This window comes from Thiothrix winogradskyi (assembly GCF_021650935.1).
Taxonomy (GTDB): Bacteria; Pseudomonadota; Gammaproteobacteria; order Thiotrichales; family Thiotrichaceae; genus Thiothrix; species Thiothrix winogradskyi.
The window spans coordinates 914,427-931,313 of record NZ_CP091244.1 but is presented as its reverse complement, the minus strand read 5'-3'; the positions used below and the strand labels follow the sequence as shown (position 1 = coordinate 931,313).

The window sequence follows — 16,887 nt, the reverse complement described above, 5'->3', positions numbered from 1 at the left end:
CTAAATGCTGAATGCCAACTAAACTAACGTTTGAGGTTGGCAGGTGGTAATGTGCTAAGAACTTCACCAGCTCCCACGTAACGTGGAAGCCCTAAAAGATTGGCGTATTCGCTGTGTGTCGGCTCTGGGAAATGGAATCCCGCCAAATTCTGTGCAGCCACAAAAAACAGCCTTCGCCGTTTTTGGGGTGTGCCGTAATCAGCCGCCATTAACTCGCTGTGGGTCACGTCGTAACCGATGTCCGCAAATGATTGGTAGATTTCTTCAATCATGTTGGCACTCTTGACTTGCGCAAGACCATAGACATTTTCCATTACCACCATCCGAGGTTTCAGGTAATCAATATGGCGAATGTAATCGCGGTATAAAACGCCTAACGGGTCATGGGTCGCTTTCTGCTTGCCTGCGACGCTGAAGGGTTGGCACGGGGGGCCGCCAATAATGACATCGGGATTACTGCCGATGGATAGTCGCACCTGTTCCGGTTCAAGCTCCCGAATGTCGGCACGCTGAAAATTCCATTCTGGTCTGTTTTTACAAATCGTTTTTTCTACAGGCTCTTCTATATCCGTCGAAAAGCAGGTCTTAAATTGAACAAGCGCATGATTAGCCTGTTCAAATCCCAAGTCTAAACCGCCTGCCCCGCAAAAATAGGAGGCGATAGTGATCTGTCCCGTTTGCCCTTTGCTCACGAAGTAGTTGGCAACCTCCACCGCAATAGCTTTCCCCAATTTGACCGGAACGGCATTACCAATTTGTTGATGGACTTGCCCCTGCGTTCCCATGAATGCGTAATCGACCGGAAAATCTTGAAGGCTGGCGGCTTCGCGTGGGGTCAAATAACGGTCTTCTGTTGGGTGAACAAACTTATTGAAAATGTACGCTGTTACCGTCAATGCGGGTTTGTCGTGTTCCAAACGTAACAGGCGCATATTCGGGCCACCTGTTTTCTTTGCACCCGTGCGCACGAAACTTTCATGTTGCAAATGCGGGGGTAAATCACCCATTTTTCCGCCGGGGGGCAGGTGCTTGATGCGTTCAAGTACGATGCCGGTGTAAGGTCTGGTTTCATGATTTAGGGCTTGCTTCATATATCCAATCCCCGCAGTAATGGATCTTCGAGGGTAATGATGTAGTCGAAAGCATACCGGAGCTTGTTCCGTGGAATCGCTTGCTTTCCGGCTAACTCTTCTAAATCCTCTTCAAAACCCCACAACATTGGAACAAGTGGTTCGACGTAATCAACACCATGCCTATAGGCTGGCAAGTTGGAAATAATCGCTGTCCGATATTCAACGTGCTGCTTGTGTTTTACACCTATTTTTAGGGTTTGGTAGATACCCTTTTTGATGTCGTCAGTCCTGTCCATACCTGCACTGGTTTTACCATCGCTGATTACCTCTTTCTGAGGCCAACCGTGATTTTTCTTAGCCTCTGCTGGTGGACTGCCACAAGCATTAGTTAGGTAATAGTACTTATTTTGTCTATTTTTATCTTTGTAGGTATCGCGTGCCATCATCCATGTTTGAAGATGTTTCGCCATATCTGATTGCTTTGAATCATCCAACACAAAGTCAACAAATCCCTTGAACGGCCAATTTTCAGAACCCACTTTGCCTAGTGGAATCACCTTGCCATCATGTAGATAAAGTGCTGTCTCACATACCCGAAGTTGCGATGAGGTCATGACCAATTTTTGGTGATGTGTGACTGCATTTGCCTCTTTTGCGTTTATCAACAAGGGATAAGTCATTAAAGGAGCAGATTTCACTTCTGCTAATATTTTCAACCCTGATGTATGTTGAATCACAGCATCCGCATAGTCGCTGCCACCGATAACCGATACGCTGACAAAATTTGCAGAGAAATGCTCCACAAATTTCAAAATGATTTCACTGCTTAATTTACCCAATGCGCCAGATTCAGGTTTTGCCGCTTTTTGATACTGCCAAATGCCGGTTGTATAGCAAGGGGAACACAAATTGATAAAACCAAGATGAGCGTTATAATCATCCATTACGTTGTCACAACGCTCAATAGACCTCTCCAAGCCTGCCGTTGCATCAATATAGGCAAGGGAGACCACAGCATCGAATAAAAATGCTCGATACTGCGGATTCGAGCCAATAGCGGAATTCAATAAACGATCAATCTCACCTGCCCACGGGTATTCGATCAAAGGGCGATGACCTAATGGTTTTACATTTTCCACTATCACAATGGCATTCCCTCTATCAATCTATTGCTTGTCAAACCATAAAAACAGTCTAGCTGACGGGGCATATTCAAATATCCCTGCTCTGGCTTATGCCTCAACAGCTCTTTTGCCAAACTATCCAGTTGTTCCTCGTCTTGTAACAGGTAACTGTCTGATAGAAATGCAACCACATCATCCCGATTGCCTTCATTCTCCAAAATATCGCGTATCCCTTTCGTCATCTTAAAATCAGCAGTACGCTCCGCCGCGACAAAAACCGTATTGGCAATGGTTAGGATGGCAACATGGGCAACTTCATCATCCGTTTTGTCGTATACGAAAATGATCAATGAATAACCTAAGCCATACACTTTTTGCCGTGGTGACTTGAACGGACAAGAGGATTGAGATCTGTCGGTGCTAATAACTTTCATATCGACCAGCAAACCAGGAAAGTCGATGCCGTTGTGGGAATTATCCTCCTCAAATTGATACCCTTGTCCACGCAAGAATGACCGAAATTTGTGTTTCAGATAAGTACCCACAGTCTTGCCATCCGTCACGCCAAACAGCGATGGCTCAGGATGTTGACTTTCGAGATCTGCAAAACGGGCAGCTTCGGCACGGAGGATGTCAGTAGTGAGTTCCATAAATTATCCAACCGCCCTATAAGCAAACGGCATTGTTTGTTCAAACGCTGGTTTGGCTTGCTGCAATGTTGTGCGCAAAGCCTTACCGAGTGTTTGGGACAAATGCACTGGCACAGCGTTCCCAATCTGTCGCATCGCCTCACCCCACGCGCCTTCGATATAAAAATCTGCCGGGAAGGTTTGCAGCAACTTGGCTTCATGCACAGTGAAATAGCGCACTGAACCATCACGGTAACGCAGCATATTTTCGCCACCCGGTACGCCATGCCCACCCGCTTTCAAGGTTTTGGCAGGCAAGTCATGATCACTTCCCGTATGCCCCGGATACACCCGTGCGCCATCACGGAAAAGATGGTCGGGAATGGCATGATCAGAACGCGGGTCTGGCAAATGACCCAACGCATCACGCACGGTCTGCCACGGTTTCAGCGCAGGTGGGAACAAGCCATAACGGGTTTTGAGCACATTTACTTGCTTTTGGGTTGCGGCATTCGGCTGTTCACGCTGCTCATGCGCCAAACCGTGTTTTTCCCAATATTCGCCTGTCACAAACTTGTCCCACAACAAACCGCTATCGGAATGTGTAGGGGCGGGAAATGCCCATTCCACCTCAAGATCGTCACGAATACCGACCATGAACACCCGTTCGCGGCTTTGCGGCACACCGTAATCCGCAGCGTTGACAAGCTGATAAGCCACTTTGTATTTCAGCCCTTGATGGGTTTCGTACTTGAGCTTTCTGAGTAATTGCAGGTGTAACTGCCAATCGAATCCGAATTTTGGTTTATAGTCGGGGAAGGTCAGGCGTAGCACGATATATTCAAAGTAATCAGCGAAGGATGAGCGCAACAAGCCTTTTACATTCTCAAAAATGAACGCTTTGGGTTGCAGCTCGCGAATCGCGTTGATGGCATAGGGGAACATATCGCGATGATCCTGACCCGCCTGATGCTTACCACCCAAGGAAAACGGCTGACATGGCGGGCCGCCTGCTACGATGTCCACACCCTTCAAGCCGTCGTAGCTGAAATCACGAATGTCTCCTGCGAAAACTTTTTCTGTACCGAAATTAGCTTGCAGGGTGGCGCAAGCGTGTTTGTTGAACTCCACCAGTTTGACGTGATGAAAACCGGCAAACTCCAGCCCTGTTGCCAATCCGCCCGCACCAGAGAACAGTTCCAAAACTTTCATACAGGAACACCTGTGAGCGTAGAAGGCAAAAACCTACGCTTAGGCGTATCCTTGAATGAAATCCCCATTAACATTTCGTAAAAACCTTTTTAAACTCATCGTAATGCTCAGTTTTTCCACCTGCGACTTCAAGAAGAATTTTTAACATCCATACAGAACCCGGCGTAACATCAGCGGAATCAACTTCTGGGTTCACTTCCATTTCAAAATTCACCCACCACCATTGTTCTATTTTTTCCAATAAGTAGATTGCTTCAGAAAAACGCTGATCCAGTTCCGGAGGAATGCCATCCGTCATAATCAACATTGGCAACTCATGAACAATTTTATTTCTAAGCAATTTTACAACTTCAAAGGTCGCCCTATCAGCATCATCTATCACTTCATTATTTACAAGCCAAGCTATAGAGGCATAAACAGGACTTCTATTTAGGCTTTTCACTTCACTTTGATAGCGTGGAGAAATTATTTCATCTTTCTCATCAAATCCATCTGTGTAAAAAATCTTTATCCTTCTTACAATAACGTCTTCCAACATTTCATACACGACAACGAACATTGAAACAAGCATAAGACTTTCTTGCAAAATCTTAGGGTCTAATATTTTTTCCCAACTCTTATATATGTCATGTTTCATTCAGCAACACCTATGCATCTAGCAAAACTACTGTTAAATTATTTCCAACATGGACATTTAATTGCTCAGGAATAAGGTTATCCCAATCAAGAGATATATCCTTTCCAAACAAAACAGGAATATCCGCTTGCATTTTTTCTACAATTTTCCTAGAAACCTGATCATTTTGCGGTTCTTTCAAAAAAGATAGAAGCGAGGTTTTATATCCGTAGTCACTACCAAGATAGCCATTATCAGGACACGAAGACCAATGACGAATCATGTCACTTACTTCCTCCCACGGAGGTGAAGAAACCAAATCACCACCAATACTATTCATCAGATAGTTTTTCATTATTGACACGCCTCACACTCTGGATCAAGCAACGAACAAGCCTTCGGTGCTTCCGATCCCACCGATACCAAATTCGCCGCCCGTTTAATCCCCGCCACGCTATCCGCTGCCGAAGAATCATCCGAGCTGGTCTTTTCCGCGCCAGTAGCACCCAAAGTGCGCAGGTAATAGGTGGTTTTCAGCCCACGCACCCACGCCAGTTTGTACAAATTATCCAGCTTCGTGCCATTCGGCTCTTTCATGTACAAGTTGAGCGATTGCCCCTGATCAATCCATTTCTGGCGGCGGCTAGCAGCTTCGACCAACCAACGTGCGTCGATTTCAAACGCGGTGGCGTACTTGGCTTTGAGCGCGTCCGGCACACGATCCAGCGGTTGCAGCGAGCCGTCGAAGTATTTGAGGTCGTTGATCATCACCTCATCCCACATGCCGAGTGCTTTCAAATCCTGCACCAGATACGGGTTGATGACAGTAAATTCGCCCGACAAATTGGATTTGACGAACAGGTTCTGGTAAGTCGGCTCGATGGACTGCGACACGCCGCAAATATTGGAAATCGTCGCGGTCGGCGCAATTGCCATCACGTTGGAGTTGCGCATTCCTTGGGCTTTGACTTGGTTGCGCAATGCATCCCAATCCAGCGTTTGGGTATGGTCAACGATGAAATATTCGCCGCGCTCTTCGCCCAGCAATTCCAGCGAGTCGATGGGCAGAATGCCTTTGCTCCACAGCGAACCGTTGTAGCTCGGATATTTGCCGCGCTCTGCCGCGAGGTTGCTGGAGGCACGAATCGCGAAATACGACACCGCTTCCATGCTTTGATCGGCGAATTCGACCGCTTCGGTAGTGGCGTAAGCGAGGTTCATTTTGTACAGCGCGTCTTGGAAACCCATGATGCCCATGCCGACTGGACGGTGGCGCAGGTTGGATTTCCGCGCTTGCGGCACACTGTAGTAATTGTAGTCAATGACGTTATCCAGCATCCGCATCGCGGTGGTCACGGTGCGTTCCAGTTTCGCCACATCGAGTTTGCCGTCGTTGACGTGCGCGGTCAGGTTGACTGAACCAAGATTACACACCGCAATTTCACTATCATTGGTATGCAAGGTAATTTCAGTACACAGGTTACTGGAATGCACCACACCCATGTGCTGATTGGTATAGCGCACATTACACGGGTCTTTGAAGGTAATCCACGGATGTCCGGTTTCAAAGATCATCCCCAACATTTTGCGCCACAATTGCACCGCTGGCACTTTGCGGAATAATTTCATTTCGCCGCGTGCTGCTTTGGCTTCGTATTCGGCATAACGCGCTTCAAACGCTTTACCAGTCAAATCATGTAAATCAGGCGCATCGTCGGGGGAAAACAGCGTCCATTCGGCTTCTGCTGCCACGCGCTTCATGAACAGATCAGGAATCCAGTTCGCGGTGTTCATATCGTGGGTACGGCGGCGTTCGTCGCCCGTATTTTTGCGCAGTTCGAGGAAGTCTTCGATGTCGATATGCCAGGTTTCAAGATAGGCACAGACTGCGCCCTTTCGCTTCCCGCCATTGTGCGCCAGTGCCGCCGTAGTCATGTAGGACTCATCGCCTTCCACAATCAGATCGAATACGAATGGCAGGGTTGGAATACTTTCCACTCCGCGCACACGGCTGAAGACGCAACCGTTGTAAGTCAGCCAGTTACGCTTGTCGATAGGCTGGCAATCCACCAGTGCCGCGATTTCTGGCACAGCAGGAATACGAATATCAAACGCTTTAGTAATACCGTTAAATTCGATTTGTGTGCCATCAGAACGTGTGCCGGTATGGGCATTGTCACGTTCACGGTATTGTCCCGCCGTCGGCACACCCAAACGCAAGCACTGATAACGCAAACCTTCCGCCAGTTGACGCGAGGTATTGGTGAAGTAAATTTCCTTGCCGCGACTCACGCCGCCATCAGTTTCCAGCAAGCCTTGAATCAATGCCAAAGTTTGCGGGTGCGGTAAATGACTGAATTGGCGTGAAATCCGCTTTTCACCTTGCGCGTTGTAAATATCGTCATAGCTGAACGGCAACGTGGCAGCACCTGCACCGACAATGCGCCCGTTAGTGGCATTGCGCACGACACCACGACCGCTTGCCCAATGAATTTGCGTGTAGGTTTCGCCACGTGCTGTTTCCCAACTATGGATACCACGTTCAGCCAAATATGCACGCACGAAATCAAGGTGCGAATCATTTTGCGGGTTGCCTGAAACGCCCCATTGCATCCCGTCTTTTGACAAATGCCCATCACCCAGCAAAATACCGTACAACCGTGCATCGTCAGCATCAAAGCCATCCACCATCACGGTTTCGGTCGGGATGACTTGCGCAACGTAATCGCCTTTTTGCAATTGCCCTGCCTCAACCCATTCCGGCTTCACCTTGCCTTTTGCCAACCAATTAACGGTACGGTCGTTTGCCTGCTCCAACGGCACACCGCGCAGCGCGTAGAACGGATGTCCTGCGGTCACTTTCACGGGTTCAATCGAATGCTTCACATCCAGAGCTACCATTGCATCGTGCTGGTTGTAAACCATAGCGCGTTTGACTTCACGGTAAGTGCCGCTGATACCTAGCACCAAATCGCCCGCTTTCACGTCACGAATGGCTTTAATGCCATCGGCGGTATGAAGCTGCGTATCCGGTGCGAAACACTGGTTGACCGCGACCGCCGTATCATTCGCCACCTTCAAAAACGGCACAACACCTTGCGACTTGCCATTCGTGCCTTTGATATGCGCCCCCATGCCGCGCACCCGTGACCAGTCATTGCCCAAGCCACCCGCGTATTTCGACAGCAAAGCATTGTCTTTAATCGCGTCGTAAATCCCTTCCAAATGGTCGGGCACGGTAGTCAGGTAGCAAGACGACAACTGCGGACGCAATGTCCCAGAGTTAAACAGCGTCGGCGTGCTGCTCATGAAATCAAAGCTGGAGAGCAGATTGTAAAACTCAATCGCCCGGTCTTCGCGCTCGACTTCGTTAATTGCCAAGCCCATTGCCACGCGCATGAAAAACACCTGCGGCAACTCAAAACGCACCCCGTCGTGATGCAGGAAATAACGGTCATACAACGTTTGCAAACCGAGGTAAGTAAACTGCAAATCGCGTTCTGGCTTAATCGCCGCGCCCAGTTTCGCCAAATCGTAACGCCCCAAATCATCCGCCAAACGCTCGACCTTGACCCCGACCTGAATGGTTTTTTTCAAGACTTCCGCATAAAGCTCAACCATTTCGTGCTGGGTGGCTTCGGTGTGCTGACCCTCAAGGAAACTCAAGGCTTCGCGGCGCAAGCTATCCATCAACATCCGCGCAGCGGCTTGAGAATAGTTGGGTTCGCGGTCAATCATCACGCGGGTGCTGATAATCAACGCGGTGGCGACTTCTTTTTCGGAAATGCCATCGTACAAATTACGCATGGTGGCAGTCATGACTTGTTCAGCACTGACCCCTTCCAAGCCATCGACCGCTTCTGCAATGATCTTGCGTAAACGCTCTTCATCCAACGGTTTCAAATCGCCAGTAGCGGATTTTACGTGAATCACGTTTTCGGATTTTTTGCCTTTTTTCTTGCTCTTGGCATCTTTTTCGGCACGTAAACGCGCCCGTTCGGCACGATACAGCACGTAACTGCGGGCGACTTTGTGTTCACCTGCCCGCATTAACGCCAGTTCCACTTGATCTTGAATGTCTTCGATGTGCACCATGCCGCCATCGGGGGTGCGGCGCAGCAGGGCATCGACAACTTGTGCGGTCAACTTGCGTACCGTGTCGTGGATACGTGCCGAACCTGCTGCATTGCTGCCTTCCACATCCAAAAAGGCTTTGGTCATCGCCACCTGAATTTTGCTGCCGTCGAAATCTGTCACCTGACCATTGCGGCGAATCACTTTGCAGGCAAATGAATTAGCATTCGACACGGGCTGTGTCATAGAAACAGGGGTGACTGGTTGAAAGTCTTGGACGCTGACGGCTGACATGGTTGATCCTCATGAGGTCGGAATGGCTTGGCATACGGAAAATTATTGATTGCCCACAAGTAGTGGATTCTTTTTCAGGAAATACTATAGGATGTGCTTTAGCGAGTGGTCAAGCACAACATCTTGTCAAAAACCTGTTAGCAGCCTGTGGATAACTCACCTAAATCCAGTACCGATACGGACTTAATTCACTCATCACCTACCCTAAAAATTTTTCCATGCCGCATCCAATCCCCCGATTTTTGCGTACAATGCCATGAATCAGCTCGCCTGATTAACACAATAATCCACATGATTTTACGGAGACATTAGAACATGAATACCAAAACATCCCTGAAACTGGCTTTGGGCACCACCTTCGCAGTCGTTACCTTGGGTACTGGATCGGTTAGCGCCGAAAACCCTTTCGCTGCCGAGACGCTCAGCAGCGGCTATATGCAATTGGCTGAAAACAAAGCGGATGGCGAAATGAAATGTGGCGCTGGCATGTGCGGCGGCAATAAAAAATCCGACGATTGCCCTGCTGATGCCGACAAAGACGGCATGGTCACGAAAGAAGAATTCATGAGCCACCACGAAAAAATGTTTACCGAAGCCGATGCCAACAAAGACGGCTCTTTGGATGCCGAAGAGCGTAAAGCCCTGCACAGCAAAATGAGTGAAGGCAAATGCGGCGGCAAGGAAGGCAAGTGTGGTGGCAAAGAAGGCACTTGCGGCGGTAATAAAGAAGAAAAGAAAGATGATAAAACTTCCCAAAATGAAACCTTCCGCTTGAATACGCCATTGGCGGCTATCAGCATCCAAGGTTAAGCCATGCAGCGCTCTGCCTTACACGGGGCAGGGCTTGGTTTCCGGCGTGACCATCTGGTTGCGCTGGAACAACAAGTCCCCGACTGCATTGATTTCTTTGAAATCGCCCCCGAAAACTGGATCGGTGCTGACCCGGTTAGCGCCAAACGCTTGCAAGCTTTCACCGAACGTTACCCGTTTGTGTGCCACGGCCTTTCCTTATCGTTAGGTGGTTTAACCCCGCTCAACACCGAATTGCTCATCGAACTCAAGCAATTCATGCAGCTACACCGTATCCCGCTGTATACCGAGCATTTATCCTGGTGTTCCGATCACGGGCAGTTGTATGACTTGCTACCGATTCCGTTTACCGAAGCAGCGATTCAGCACACGGTTGCCCGTATTCGCCAAACCCAAGACATGTTGGGGCAGCAAATCGGCATTGAAAACGCCTCGTTCTACCTGCAAGCCCCCATCAATGAGATGGATGAAGCCACCTTCATCAACGCGGTGTTGACCGAAGCCGATTGCCTGTTGCATCTGGATGTGAATAACGTCTACGTTAACAGCGTCAACCACGCTTACGACCCTTACGAATTTTTGCGCAAACTGCCCAAGGAACGGGTGGTGTATCTGCACATGGCGGGGCATTACCAACAAGAAGAAAACCTGCTGATCGACACGCATGGCGCTCCAGTCATCGACCCGGTGTGGGCATTGCTGGATTTCACCTATCAGCAATTTGGCGTATTCCCAACGCTGTTAGAGCGCGATTACCACATCCCACCCTTGGAAGAATTGCTCCCGGAAGTGCAACACATTGCCAGCCTGCAACGGAAACACGCCGTATGAATCCTACTGAAGCCTACCAACGTGCCTTTGCCGCTCATTTGCGCGACCCTGCCGCGAATCCGCCGCCTGCCGGTGTTGATGCGGCACGAGTGGGTGTTTACGTGGAATTGCTCTTCAATAACGTGGAAGATTTCCTCAGCAACTGCTTTCCTGTTATTCGCAGCATTCTGGATGATGACGTTTGGAATGCGCTGGTACGCCAATTTTATGCTGAACACGCCTGTACCACGCCCTATTTCCGTGAAATTTCGGCGGAATTTGTGCAATGGCTCACTTCGACTTCGCTCAGTGACCGCCCACCGTTTTTGCTGGAACTCGCGCATTACGAATGGGTGGAAATCCCGCTAACACTTGCCGACGCGCCCATCAACTGGCAACAGATTAACCCGAATGGCGATTTACTGGATGGCATCCCCGTACTGAATCCGGTCATGTTGTTACAAAGTTATCAATACCCCGTCCACCGCATTAACACGGCTTACCAACCGCACACCCCAGAACCCACCCATCTATTATTAATCAGAAACCCAGAAAACAAGATTGATTTCATCGTACTTAATGCCATTACCGCCCGGCTGCTGCAATCGCTGCAAGAGGGAATCAGTGCCAGACAAGCACTCACCCGGATTGCAGGGGAAATTCAACACCCTAACACAGAGCAACTATTAGAGTTCGGGTTAACTCTGTTACATCAGTTCCAACAACAACACGTATTATTGGGTGTGATGAATCCTTCAACGGCATAACCACTTATCAGCAATAAACGCCCCTATCGGTAAATTCTATGTTTACTAACGGCAAGAATGTGTTATCTAAGTAGCATATTCTTTTCGAGGGCATTCTCACCATGCGTACACTATTTTCACTCGCGGTTTATGCGTGTCTTTTGTTCACCGGCAGTCTAATGGTTGGCTGCACCGAAACCGCGCCCGTCAAGGAAGCTGAAACCCAAAGCATTCAGGACGTCGCCAAACAAGCCATGAACTCCACTGGCAAACTGAGCAAAGAACAAGTGGATGCACTGATCCGCGCCAATGCAGCCTGCCGACCTGACGATAAGCGTTAAGCCATGCAGACAATCAGTACGCTGCTCATCGGCTTTTCCGTATTCAGCATCCCGCTGCTCGCCTTAACCCATTTCCGGCGCGAACATTACCAAGGGCAAGCCACCGCACAGGCAATGGGCATTATCGTGCTCATTACCCTGCTGGGTCTGCAACTGGCGTATTTTGTCTGGTTACAGACGGGGGCTGATATTATTCACAGCCCTTACTACCAAGTCTTATTGTTCACCGTCGCCCCAACCTTTTACCTGTTCAGCAAACCACTATTGCAGGCAACACGTGAAAAACTACCGCGTGACGTGCTGCACCTGTTACCGATTTTGGCTGCCCCTTTTCTCCCCTTCCCTATAGCCGTGACCTTAGCCTTTGCTTTGGGAGCTGGGTATTGCGTGTGGTTAGCCAGCCGCTTGTATGCTGCATTGCGTCAACAACCGAATCGCTTTCAACCGGTCAGAATAATCCTAGGGATAGCATTTATCATCGCCTTATCAACCTTGCCATTGGGAATGGGCGTAACCTTACTGCCGGAAAACGTCTTTTTCATGGCACATGCCAGCGCCATTGGGCTTGTGCTCTTACTGATCTATGCCGCACTCAGCATTGCCCCCTGGCTAACGACCGACTTAGCGGAAGCTGTCCGCGAAACCCATGCCGCATCCACCTTGGCGCAAGTGGATTGCGATCTGATGCTGGCAGAAGTCGAAGGCTTAATGCAGGAACAAGAACTGTTCCGCCAACCCGACTTATCGCTCGATACGCTGGCAGAACGGCTGGGGCTATCGCCCCAACAAGTGGCGGAATTACTGCAAACCCGGCTCGGCAAAGGCTTTTCACGCTATGTGAGCGAATTTCGGGTAGAAGCAGCAGAAGATATGCTGTTGGAAGAACCTGACACCACCTTGCAAGCCGTAGGTTTACGTGTCGGCTTTACCTCTGAAACCCTGTTCACACAAGCATTTCGTGAAATTAGCGGCATGACACCGGGGCAATTCCGCAAGATCAATCAGTTGTCCGTCGCATTCCACTAAAGCCTTCACTAAGCGCGTTTTCTTCAAGTCAATTCTACCGTTCATCGGTAAAACCGAACAAAAAGCGAATCTACGGCAAGTATTTTTGATTGGCGTAGGTCGGTACTAAACCGTATATTTGGTTCGTGTTTTGTTCGTTTTGCTAAGAAGGAACCGCGCTATGCTCACACGCCGACAACAACAGATTTGGGACATTATCCAGTCCCTGTACGCCCGTAATGGCTACACCCCTACTTTGGATGAAATTGCCCAAGCAGGCGGGATTTCCACCCGCAGTACCATTCACCAACATGTGCAGGCGCTGATCCGGGAAGGTCGCCTACACGCCACAGCGGGCAAACGTGCCTACCGGCTGCCAGAGACGGCAGTGGCACGCCACCCGCAAATGCCGCTAAGCCTTGGCTTACCGCTTGCCGGGCGCATTGCCGCCGGTAAACCGATCGAAGCGATTGCGGGTAAAGATGAAATCAACCCCAGCGATTTGTTCGGTGGCAATGGGCGTTACGTGCTGGAAGTGCGTGGCGAGTCGATGATCGACATCGGCATTATGGACGGTGATTTCGTCGTCATCCAACAACAAGACAACGCCCGCGATGGCGACATTGTGGTCGCTCTAGTGGAACGCGAAGAAGCCACCCTCAAACGCCTGTACCGTCTACCCGATGGGCGTATCGAACTACGCCCGGAAAACAGCCAAATGCAACCGATGCGCTACCCCGCCGAAAGCGTACAGGTACAGGGCAAAATGGTCGGTTTGTTCCGCAGTTATTAAGCAAACAATCAAGGAGTAACCCTATGAATATTGACATGCAAACACCGTCACTTGACGCAACCTTATCAGCAACACCAGACAAACCAGAGTGGGGGCAGGTCTGGCAAGTCACCCGCGCCTTACTGGTGGTATGGGCATTAGCCATCTGGGCTTTGCTGATCCTGCTTCCCGGTCTGGAACAGAGCATTAACATAGAAACCGCGATGCTGCATTTGCCCTACGTGCTGATCGGTCTGGCGTTGGTCGGGGCGGTAGTCGCCGCGCATAGCCTGCGGGCTGACCGGCACTTATTGTGGTTTTTGAGCGTGCTCTTGATGTTAGCAGGCTGGATGTAAACCATGAGAGCTAAATATGCAGCATAAAAATGGCGTGATGAAAGTTGCCGCTTTCAACACGCCGGAAATTCCCGCTATCACTGAGTTAAGTTTAAGACAGGAAGGTTTTATTATGACGGATTCCAACACAAATACCAACTTGGATCGACCAGCGCACCTGGTCGCCACCAAATCACTGCGCGACATCCTCGGTGATTTGCGCAAAGCCGAAGCCTGGCTATTGATGGCAGCATTTGCGGCATTCCTTGCCTCCGCTTTTTTCGTGGTGAAATACTTCGCGGGCGGGGAAATGGATCCGCCCAACTGGACGGGAGAGCAATGGGCGAATGCTATGCTAGGTTTGGGCATTACCGCCGTCATCACCGCCGCCCAAGCATTTTTGTATGCCAGTGGCTACAAAGGTCCGGCAGCGATCGTCGCCACGGTGATTGTGGTTTTTTTTGGCTTATTTTCAGAAGTCTCGCAGTCAATGGAACGTGAAGATGCCACCGTGCGCGAGCGTTCTGAAGGGTCTCCGGTGTTTCAAGCCGCCCTCGGCAGCATTCAAAATCTGAGTGTGCAAGCCACAGCCCCTTCAGGCGCTACCACACAGTTGGCAGCAGCACGTGGTAAACTGGCAAGGCATGAGGCTGAACTTGCCGCGTGCCGTGCCAAATACCGTACCGATACGCGCATTCAACAGTGTGAACGTTACGAACATGACAAAATTGCGGAAGCACGCGGTGAACTCGCCGCAGCAGAAGCAGCCGCTGGTAGCTCAGCAACCATGGTCGGTTCCGCGCTGAGTGCTGCCATTACGCAAGCCAAAACGCTGGAATACGATGAAGACAAGCACTATGCGATGATCCGCCTGCTCAAGGATTTGTTTAATATTGGCGGCATTTGGGCATCGTTTTTGTTTGCCATCATTATTATCGGCACATTTGAATACGCTTTTCACTTTGTGGGCAGTTACGTAGCCGACCACAAACGCGCATTGTTATTGCTGGGGCGCGATACGCGCGGTGAACTTATCCATGCGGATGACAATTTAGCCGTCGCCGTTGGTGTCACGGGTGCAACAACCCCCAACGGCATTCCTAGGGATTTCGGCAATGCGGAACGCGATCAGTACCTGAACCAAATCACGCCCGAACGCACCGAACTAACCAATGCGGTCAATGTGCGCCTTCATCCCGAAGCCATACCAGAAGCCACGATGGATACCCCAGCGGATACCCCGGAAACGTCACGCCCTGACCCACCGGAAGCCAATGTACGCGACCTAACCCGTGAACGCTTTTTCAAGCTGATTTACATGGAAGTGCGCTCACGTATTCTCAACGGTGACGTCAAACCCACGGTACGCCCGGTAACAGATGCCGTCACTGATGTCATTCGCCACCACACCAAGGCATTAGGCTTGCAACCGTCGCTGATTGGCAAACCCGAACGCCAGAAAATCGCGGAAAAAATCCTCGAAAAACTGGAACGTGAAACGGTACTGGAACTGAACCCACAACAAGGTGTCGGAAAGCCTAAGTACCTGCTGGCAAGCCGCTGGGCGAATCAGCCTGCACCGGAAATCCCGATGACGGGGCACGCTGTCCGGTAAACCGTGCAGACCGGCTGACATCAGGTTATGATTAGATGGGCTATGGCGATCCGCCTGCATTTTATGCGCGGATCGTCTATATAAAAGATTAACTTAGATTGTCTCTGCGGAATTGCCATGAAATATAAAATACTTGCTGTTGCCACGGGGCTGTTACTGGCAGCATCATTAAGCAGCTTACCTCCCGCCTACGCCGGAGCCAGTTACGGGCCGGTAAAAAACAATGACTCGCTGTGGGATATTGCCAGTCGGCGACGCCCTTCCTATGACATCAGCGTACCGCAAATGATGGCAGCTATCCGTGCGCAAAACCCCGATGCGTTTATCAGTGGCGATATTAACAAACTCAAAAAAGGCGTTTACCTCAAGATCCCGGTAGTTCCTGAAGTTCAACAAAGTGCGGGCAAACAAGCCGCCCAAGCCAGCCTTCACGCTGAAATCACGCGCCTGAAAGAACAACTCAGCGCCGAACAACAACGCAGCACTGACTTAAGCAAGCAGTTAGCAGAATTACAGGCAAGCCAAGCAGCAGCACCGGCTACGCCTGAGCCTGCATCGGATCAGGCACAAGTCGCACAATTGCAAAACGAGTTAATGATTAAATTACAAACAGAGCTGGCGGATCTGAAACAACAACTACAAGCCAAAGATGCCCGCATCGCGGAATTGGAAACGGCCTCGGCACAAGTCGCCGCCTTACCCACCACCAGCGATCCCACGACTAGCGCAACCCCCGAACAAACACAACAAACCCAGCAAGCCGATGCCGCGTTGCAAGCCGAACTGACCGACCTGAAACAACTGCTGGAGCAACGTGATACCCACATCCAGAACTTACAGGCGTCATTGCGGGAAGCCAGTATTTCCATCAAACGGCAATACGCTGAAAGCCAAGCACTGCACACCCGCCTCCAAGAATTGGAACCCGGTAACACCAGTGCCGCACCACCACCACCGGCTGAACCGGGTACCACCATGCCACCGAGCCTGACCTTGGCTGCCAATCCAGACCCCGAACAAATACCCAGCGCTCCACCCGAAACTGCGCCCGTGTTTGCTGACCAATTGACACCACCGGCGACACCCAGCGCCGCTAACAGCGACAAATCCGCCGTGCCATTGCAAAACATTTTAGAGCAGCAAATCACCGGCACAGAAGACGGTAAATTTCCAACACCAACACGGGTATCGCTGGTGGTTGCACTGGTTTCATTGATGTTTATTCTGGCATTGCTGTGGCGTTCTATTTCTCAGCGACGCGAGCTAAACCGGGAAGAAGCACGCTTACGTGCCGAGCTGGAAGGGTAATCTTAAACAGGGGCTTTTGTGGATAAGTCCACCAACCCCATGAAAAGACCCACAGTTTGCGATGGCAATTTCTTGGTCAGCTTTTTTTAAGCAGTTCCTGAACCCAGAATTAAAAAACAGTTT

The 16,887-nt window shown here is 50.1% G+C and carries 16 protein-coding genes; 9 read left to right on the top strand and 7 right to left on the bottom strand.

The features are described 5' to 3' along the window. Window positions 1-23 precede the first annotated feature (23 nt). The 7 genes from L2Y54_RS04795 to L2Y54_RS04765 form a co-directional block, all read right to left on the bottom strand. Entirely contained in the window at window positions 24-1,091 is a 1,068-nt protein-coding gene (locus tag L2Y54_RS04795; RefSeq protein ID WP_236500302.1) for a DNA cytosine methyltransferase, read from the bottom strand. Next, window positions 1,088-2,218, bottom strand: coding sequence for a hypothetical protein (locus L2Y54_RS04790; protein ID WP_236500300.1), 1,131 nt, complete (start codon window positions 2,216-2,218; stop codon window positions 1,088-1,090). The genes L2Y54_RS04795 and L2Y54_RS04790 overlap by 4 nt, the downstream gene beginning before the upstream one ends. Then, window positions 2,215-2,847, bottom strand: a complete 633-nt coding sequence (locus L2Y54_RS04785) for a hypothetical protein (protein ID WP_236500298.1) — start codon at window positions 2,845-2,847, stop codon at window positions 2,215-2,217. Before L2Y54_RS04785 ends, L2Y54_RS04790 begins: the two co-directional genes overlap by 4 nt. Before the next feature lie 3 nt (window positions 2,848-2,850). Continuing rightward, a complete protein-coding gene (locus tag L2Y54_RS04780; protein ID WP_236500291.1) occupies window positions 2,851-4,038 on the bottom strand; it encodes a DNA cytosine methyltransferase in 1,188 nt (395 codons plus the stop codon). A gap of 67 nt (window positions 4,039-4,105) precedes the next feature. Continuing rightward, on the bottom strand, window positions 4,106-4,675 hold the full coding sequence (locus tag L2Y54_RS04775; protein ID WP_236500288.1) for a hypothetical protein: 570 nt from the start codon (window positions 4,673-4,675) through the stop codon (window positions 4,106-4,108). Between the two features lie 10 nt (window positions 4,676-4,685). Next, window positions 4,686-5,009, bottom strand: coding sequence for a hypothetical protein (locus L2Y54_RS04770; protein ID WP_236500279.1), 324 nt, complete (start codon window positions 5,007-5,009; stop codon window positions 4,686-4,688). Further along, window positions 5,009-8,974, bottom strand: a complete 3,966-nt coding sequence (locus tag L2Y54_RS04765; RefSeq protein ID WP_236501996.1) for a ribonucleoside-diphosphate reductase subunit alpha — start codon at window positions 8,972-8,974, stop codon at window positions 5,009-5,011. The genes L2Y54_RS04770 and L2Y54_RS04765 overlap by 1 nt, the downstream gene beginning before the upstream one ends. Before the next feature lie 363 nt (window positions 8,975-9,337). On the opposite strand from L2Y54_RS04765, the gene L2Y54_RS04760 reads away from it, so the two are divergent. The 9 genes from L2Y54_RS04760 to L2Y54_RS04720 all read left to right on the top strand — a co-directional run bounded on the left by L2Y54_RS04760 (window position 9,338) and on the right by L2Y54_RS04720 (window position 16,764). After that, window positions 9,338-9,832: a hypothetical protein gene (locus tag L2Y54_RS04760; protein WP_236500277.1), complete on the top strand. Its 495-nt coding sequence runs from the start codon at window positions 9,338-9,340 to the stop codon at window positions 9,830-9,832. 3 nt (window positions 9,833-9,835) lie between these two features. Continuing rightward, window positions 9,836-10,663 (top strand): HvfB family MNIO-type RiPP peptide maturase, encoded by an 828-nt coding sequence (locus L2Y54_RS04755; RefSeq protein ID WP_236500275.1) that lies wholly within the window; start codon window positions 9,836-9,838, stop codon window positions 10,661-10,663. Beyond that, a complete protein-coding gene (locus tag L2Y54_RS04750; protein WP_236500273.1) occupies window positions 10,660-11,409 on the top strand; it encodes an HvfC family RiPP maturation protein in 750 nt (249 codons plus the stop codon). The genes L2Y54_RS04755 and L2Y54_RS04750 overlap by 4 nt, the downstream gene beginning before the upstream one ends. Window positions 11,410-11,510: 101 nt before the next feature. After that, window positions 11,511-11,729, top strand: a complete 219-nt coding sequence (locus L2Y54_RS04745) for a hypothetical protein (protein ID WP_236500260.1) — start codon at window positions 11,511-11,513, stop codon at window positions 11,727-11,729. A 3-nt stretch (window positions 11,730-11,732) separates the two neighbouring features. Then, the gene (locus L2Y54_RS04740) at window positions 11,733-12,755 is read left to right on the top strand and encodes an AraC family transcriptional regulator (RefSeq protein WP_236500258.1); all 1,023 of its coding nucleotides are present in this window, start codon (window positions 11,733-11,735) and stop codon (window positions 12,753-12,755) included. Between the two features lie 160 nt (window positions 12,756-12,915). Further along, window positions 12,916-13,527: a transcriptional repressor LexA gene (gene lexA, locus L2Y54_RS04735; protein WP_236500255.1), complete on the top strand. Its 612-nt coding sequence runs from the start codon at window positions 12,916-12,918 to the stop codon at window positions 13,525-13,527. A gap of 23 nt (window positions 13,528-13,550) precedes the next feature. Continuing rightward, window positions 13,551-13,862, top strand: coding sequence for a hypothetical protein (locus tag L2Y54_RS04730; protein ID WP_236500251.1), 312 nt, complete (start codon window positions 13,551-13,553; stop codon window positions 13,860-13,862). A gap of 16 nt (window positions 13,863-13,878) precedes the next feature. After that, entirely contained in the window at window positions 13,879-15,456 is a 1,578-nt protein-coding gene (locus L2Y54_RS04725) for a hypothetical protein (RefSeq protein WP_236500250.1), read from the top strand. A gap of 117 nt (window positions 15,457-15,573) precedes the next feature. Then, on the top strand, window positions 15,574-16,764 hold the full coding sequence (locus L2Y54_RS04720; protein WP_236500248.1) for a FimV/HubP family polar landmark protein: 1,191 nt from the start codon (window positions 15,574-15,576) through the stop codon (window positions 16,762-16,764). The last annotated feature ends 123 nt before the right edge of the window (window positions 16,765-16,887 follow it).

Excerpts from the sequence above, each read along its gene's own strand:
- L2Y54_RS04730 (WP_236500251.1), top strand. The coding sequence starts at position 13,551 with ATGAATATTGACATGCAAACACCGTCACTTGACGCAACCTTATCAGCA.
- L2Y54_RS04780 (WP_236500291.1), bottom strand. The coding sequence starts at position 4,038 with ATGAAAGTTTTGGAACTGTTCTCTGGTGCGGGCGGATTGGCAACAGGG.
- L2Y54_RS04745 (WP_236500260.1), top strand. The coding sequence starts at position 11,511 with ATGCGTACACTATTTTCACTCGCGGTTTATGCGTGTCTTTTGTTCACC.
- L2Y54_RS04775 (WP_236500288.1), bottom strand. The coding sequence starts at position 4,675 with ATGAAACATGACATATATAAGAGTTGGGAAAAAATATTAGACCCTAAG.
- L2Y54_RS04750 (WP_236500273.1), top strand. The coding sequence starts at position 10,660 with ATGAATCCTACTGAAGCCTACCAACGTGCCTTTGCCGCTCATTTGCGC.
- L2Y54_RS04770 (WP_236500279.1), bottom strand. The coding sequence starts at position 5,009 with ATGAAAAACTATCTGATGAATAGTATTGGTGGTGATTTGGTTTCTTCA.
- L2Y54_RS04760 (WP_236500277.1), top strand. The coding sequence starts at position 9,338 with ATGAATACCAAAACATCCCTGAAACTGGCTTTGGGCACCACCTTCGCA.
- L2Y54_RS04765 (WP_236501996.1), bottom strand. The coding sequence starts at position 8,974 with ATGACACAGCCCGTGTCGAATGCTAATTCATTTGCCTGCAAAGTGATT.
- lexA (WP_236500255.1), top strand. The coding sequence starts at position 12,916 with ATGCTCACACGCCGACAACAACAGATTTGGGACATTATCCAGTCCCTG.
- L2Y54_RS04785 (WP_236500298.1), bottom strand. The coding sequence starts at position 2,847 with ATGGAACTCACTACTGACATCCTCCGTGCCGAAGCTGCCCGTTTTGCA.
- L2Y54_RS04725 (WP_236500250.1), top strand. The coding sequence starts at position 13,879 with ATGCAGCATAAAAATGGCGTGATGAAAGTTGCCGCTTTCAACACGCCG.
- L2Y54_RS04740 (WP_236500258.1), top strand. The coding sequence starts at position 11,733 with ATGCAGACAATCAGTACGCTGCTCATCGGCTTTTCCGTATTCAGCATC.
- L2Y54_RS04795 (WP_236500302.1), bottom strand. The coding sequence starts at position 1,091 with ATGAAGCAAGCCCTAAATCATGAAACCAGACCTTACACCGGCATCGTA.
- L2Y54_RS04720 (WP_236500248.1), top strand. The coding sequence starts at position 15,574 with ATGAAATATAAAATACTTGCTGTTGCCACGGGGCTGTTACTGGCAGCA.
- L2Y54_RS04755 (WP_236500275.1), top strand. The coding sequence starts at position 9,836 with ATGCAGCGCTCTGCCTTACACGGGGCAGGGCTTGGTTTCCGGCGTGAC.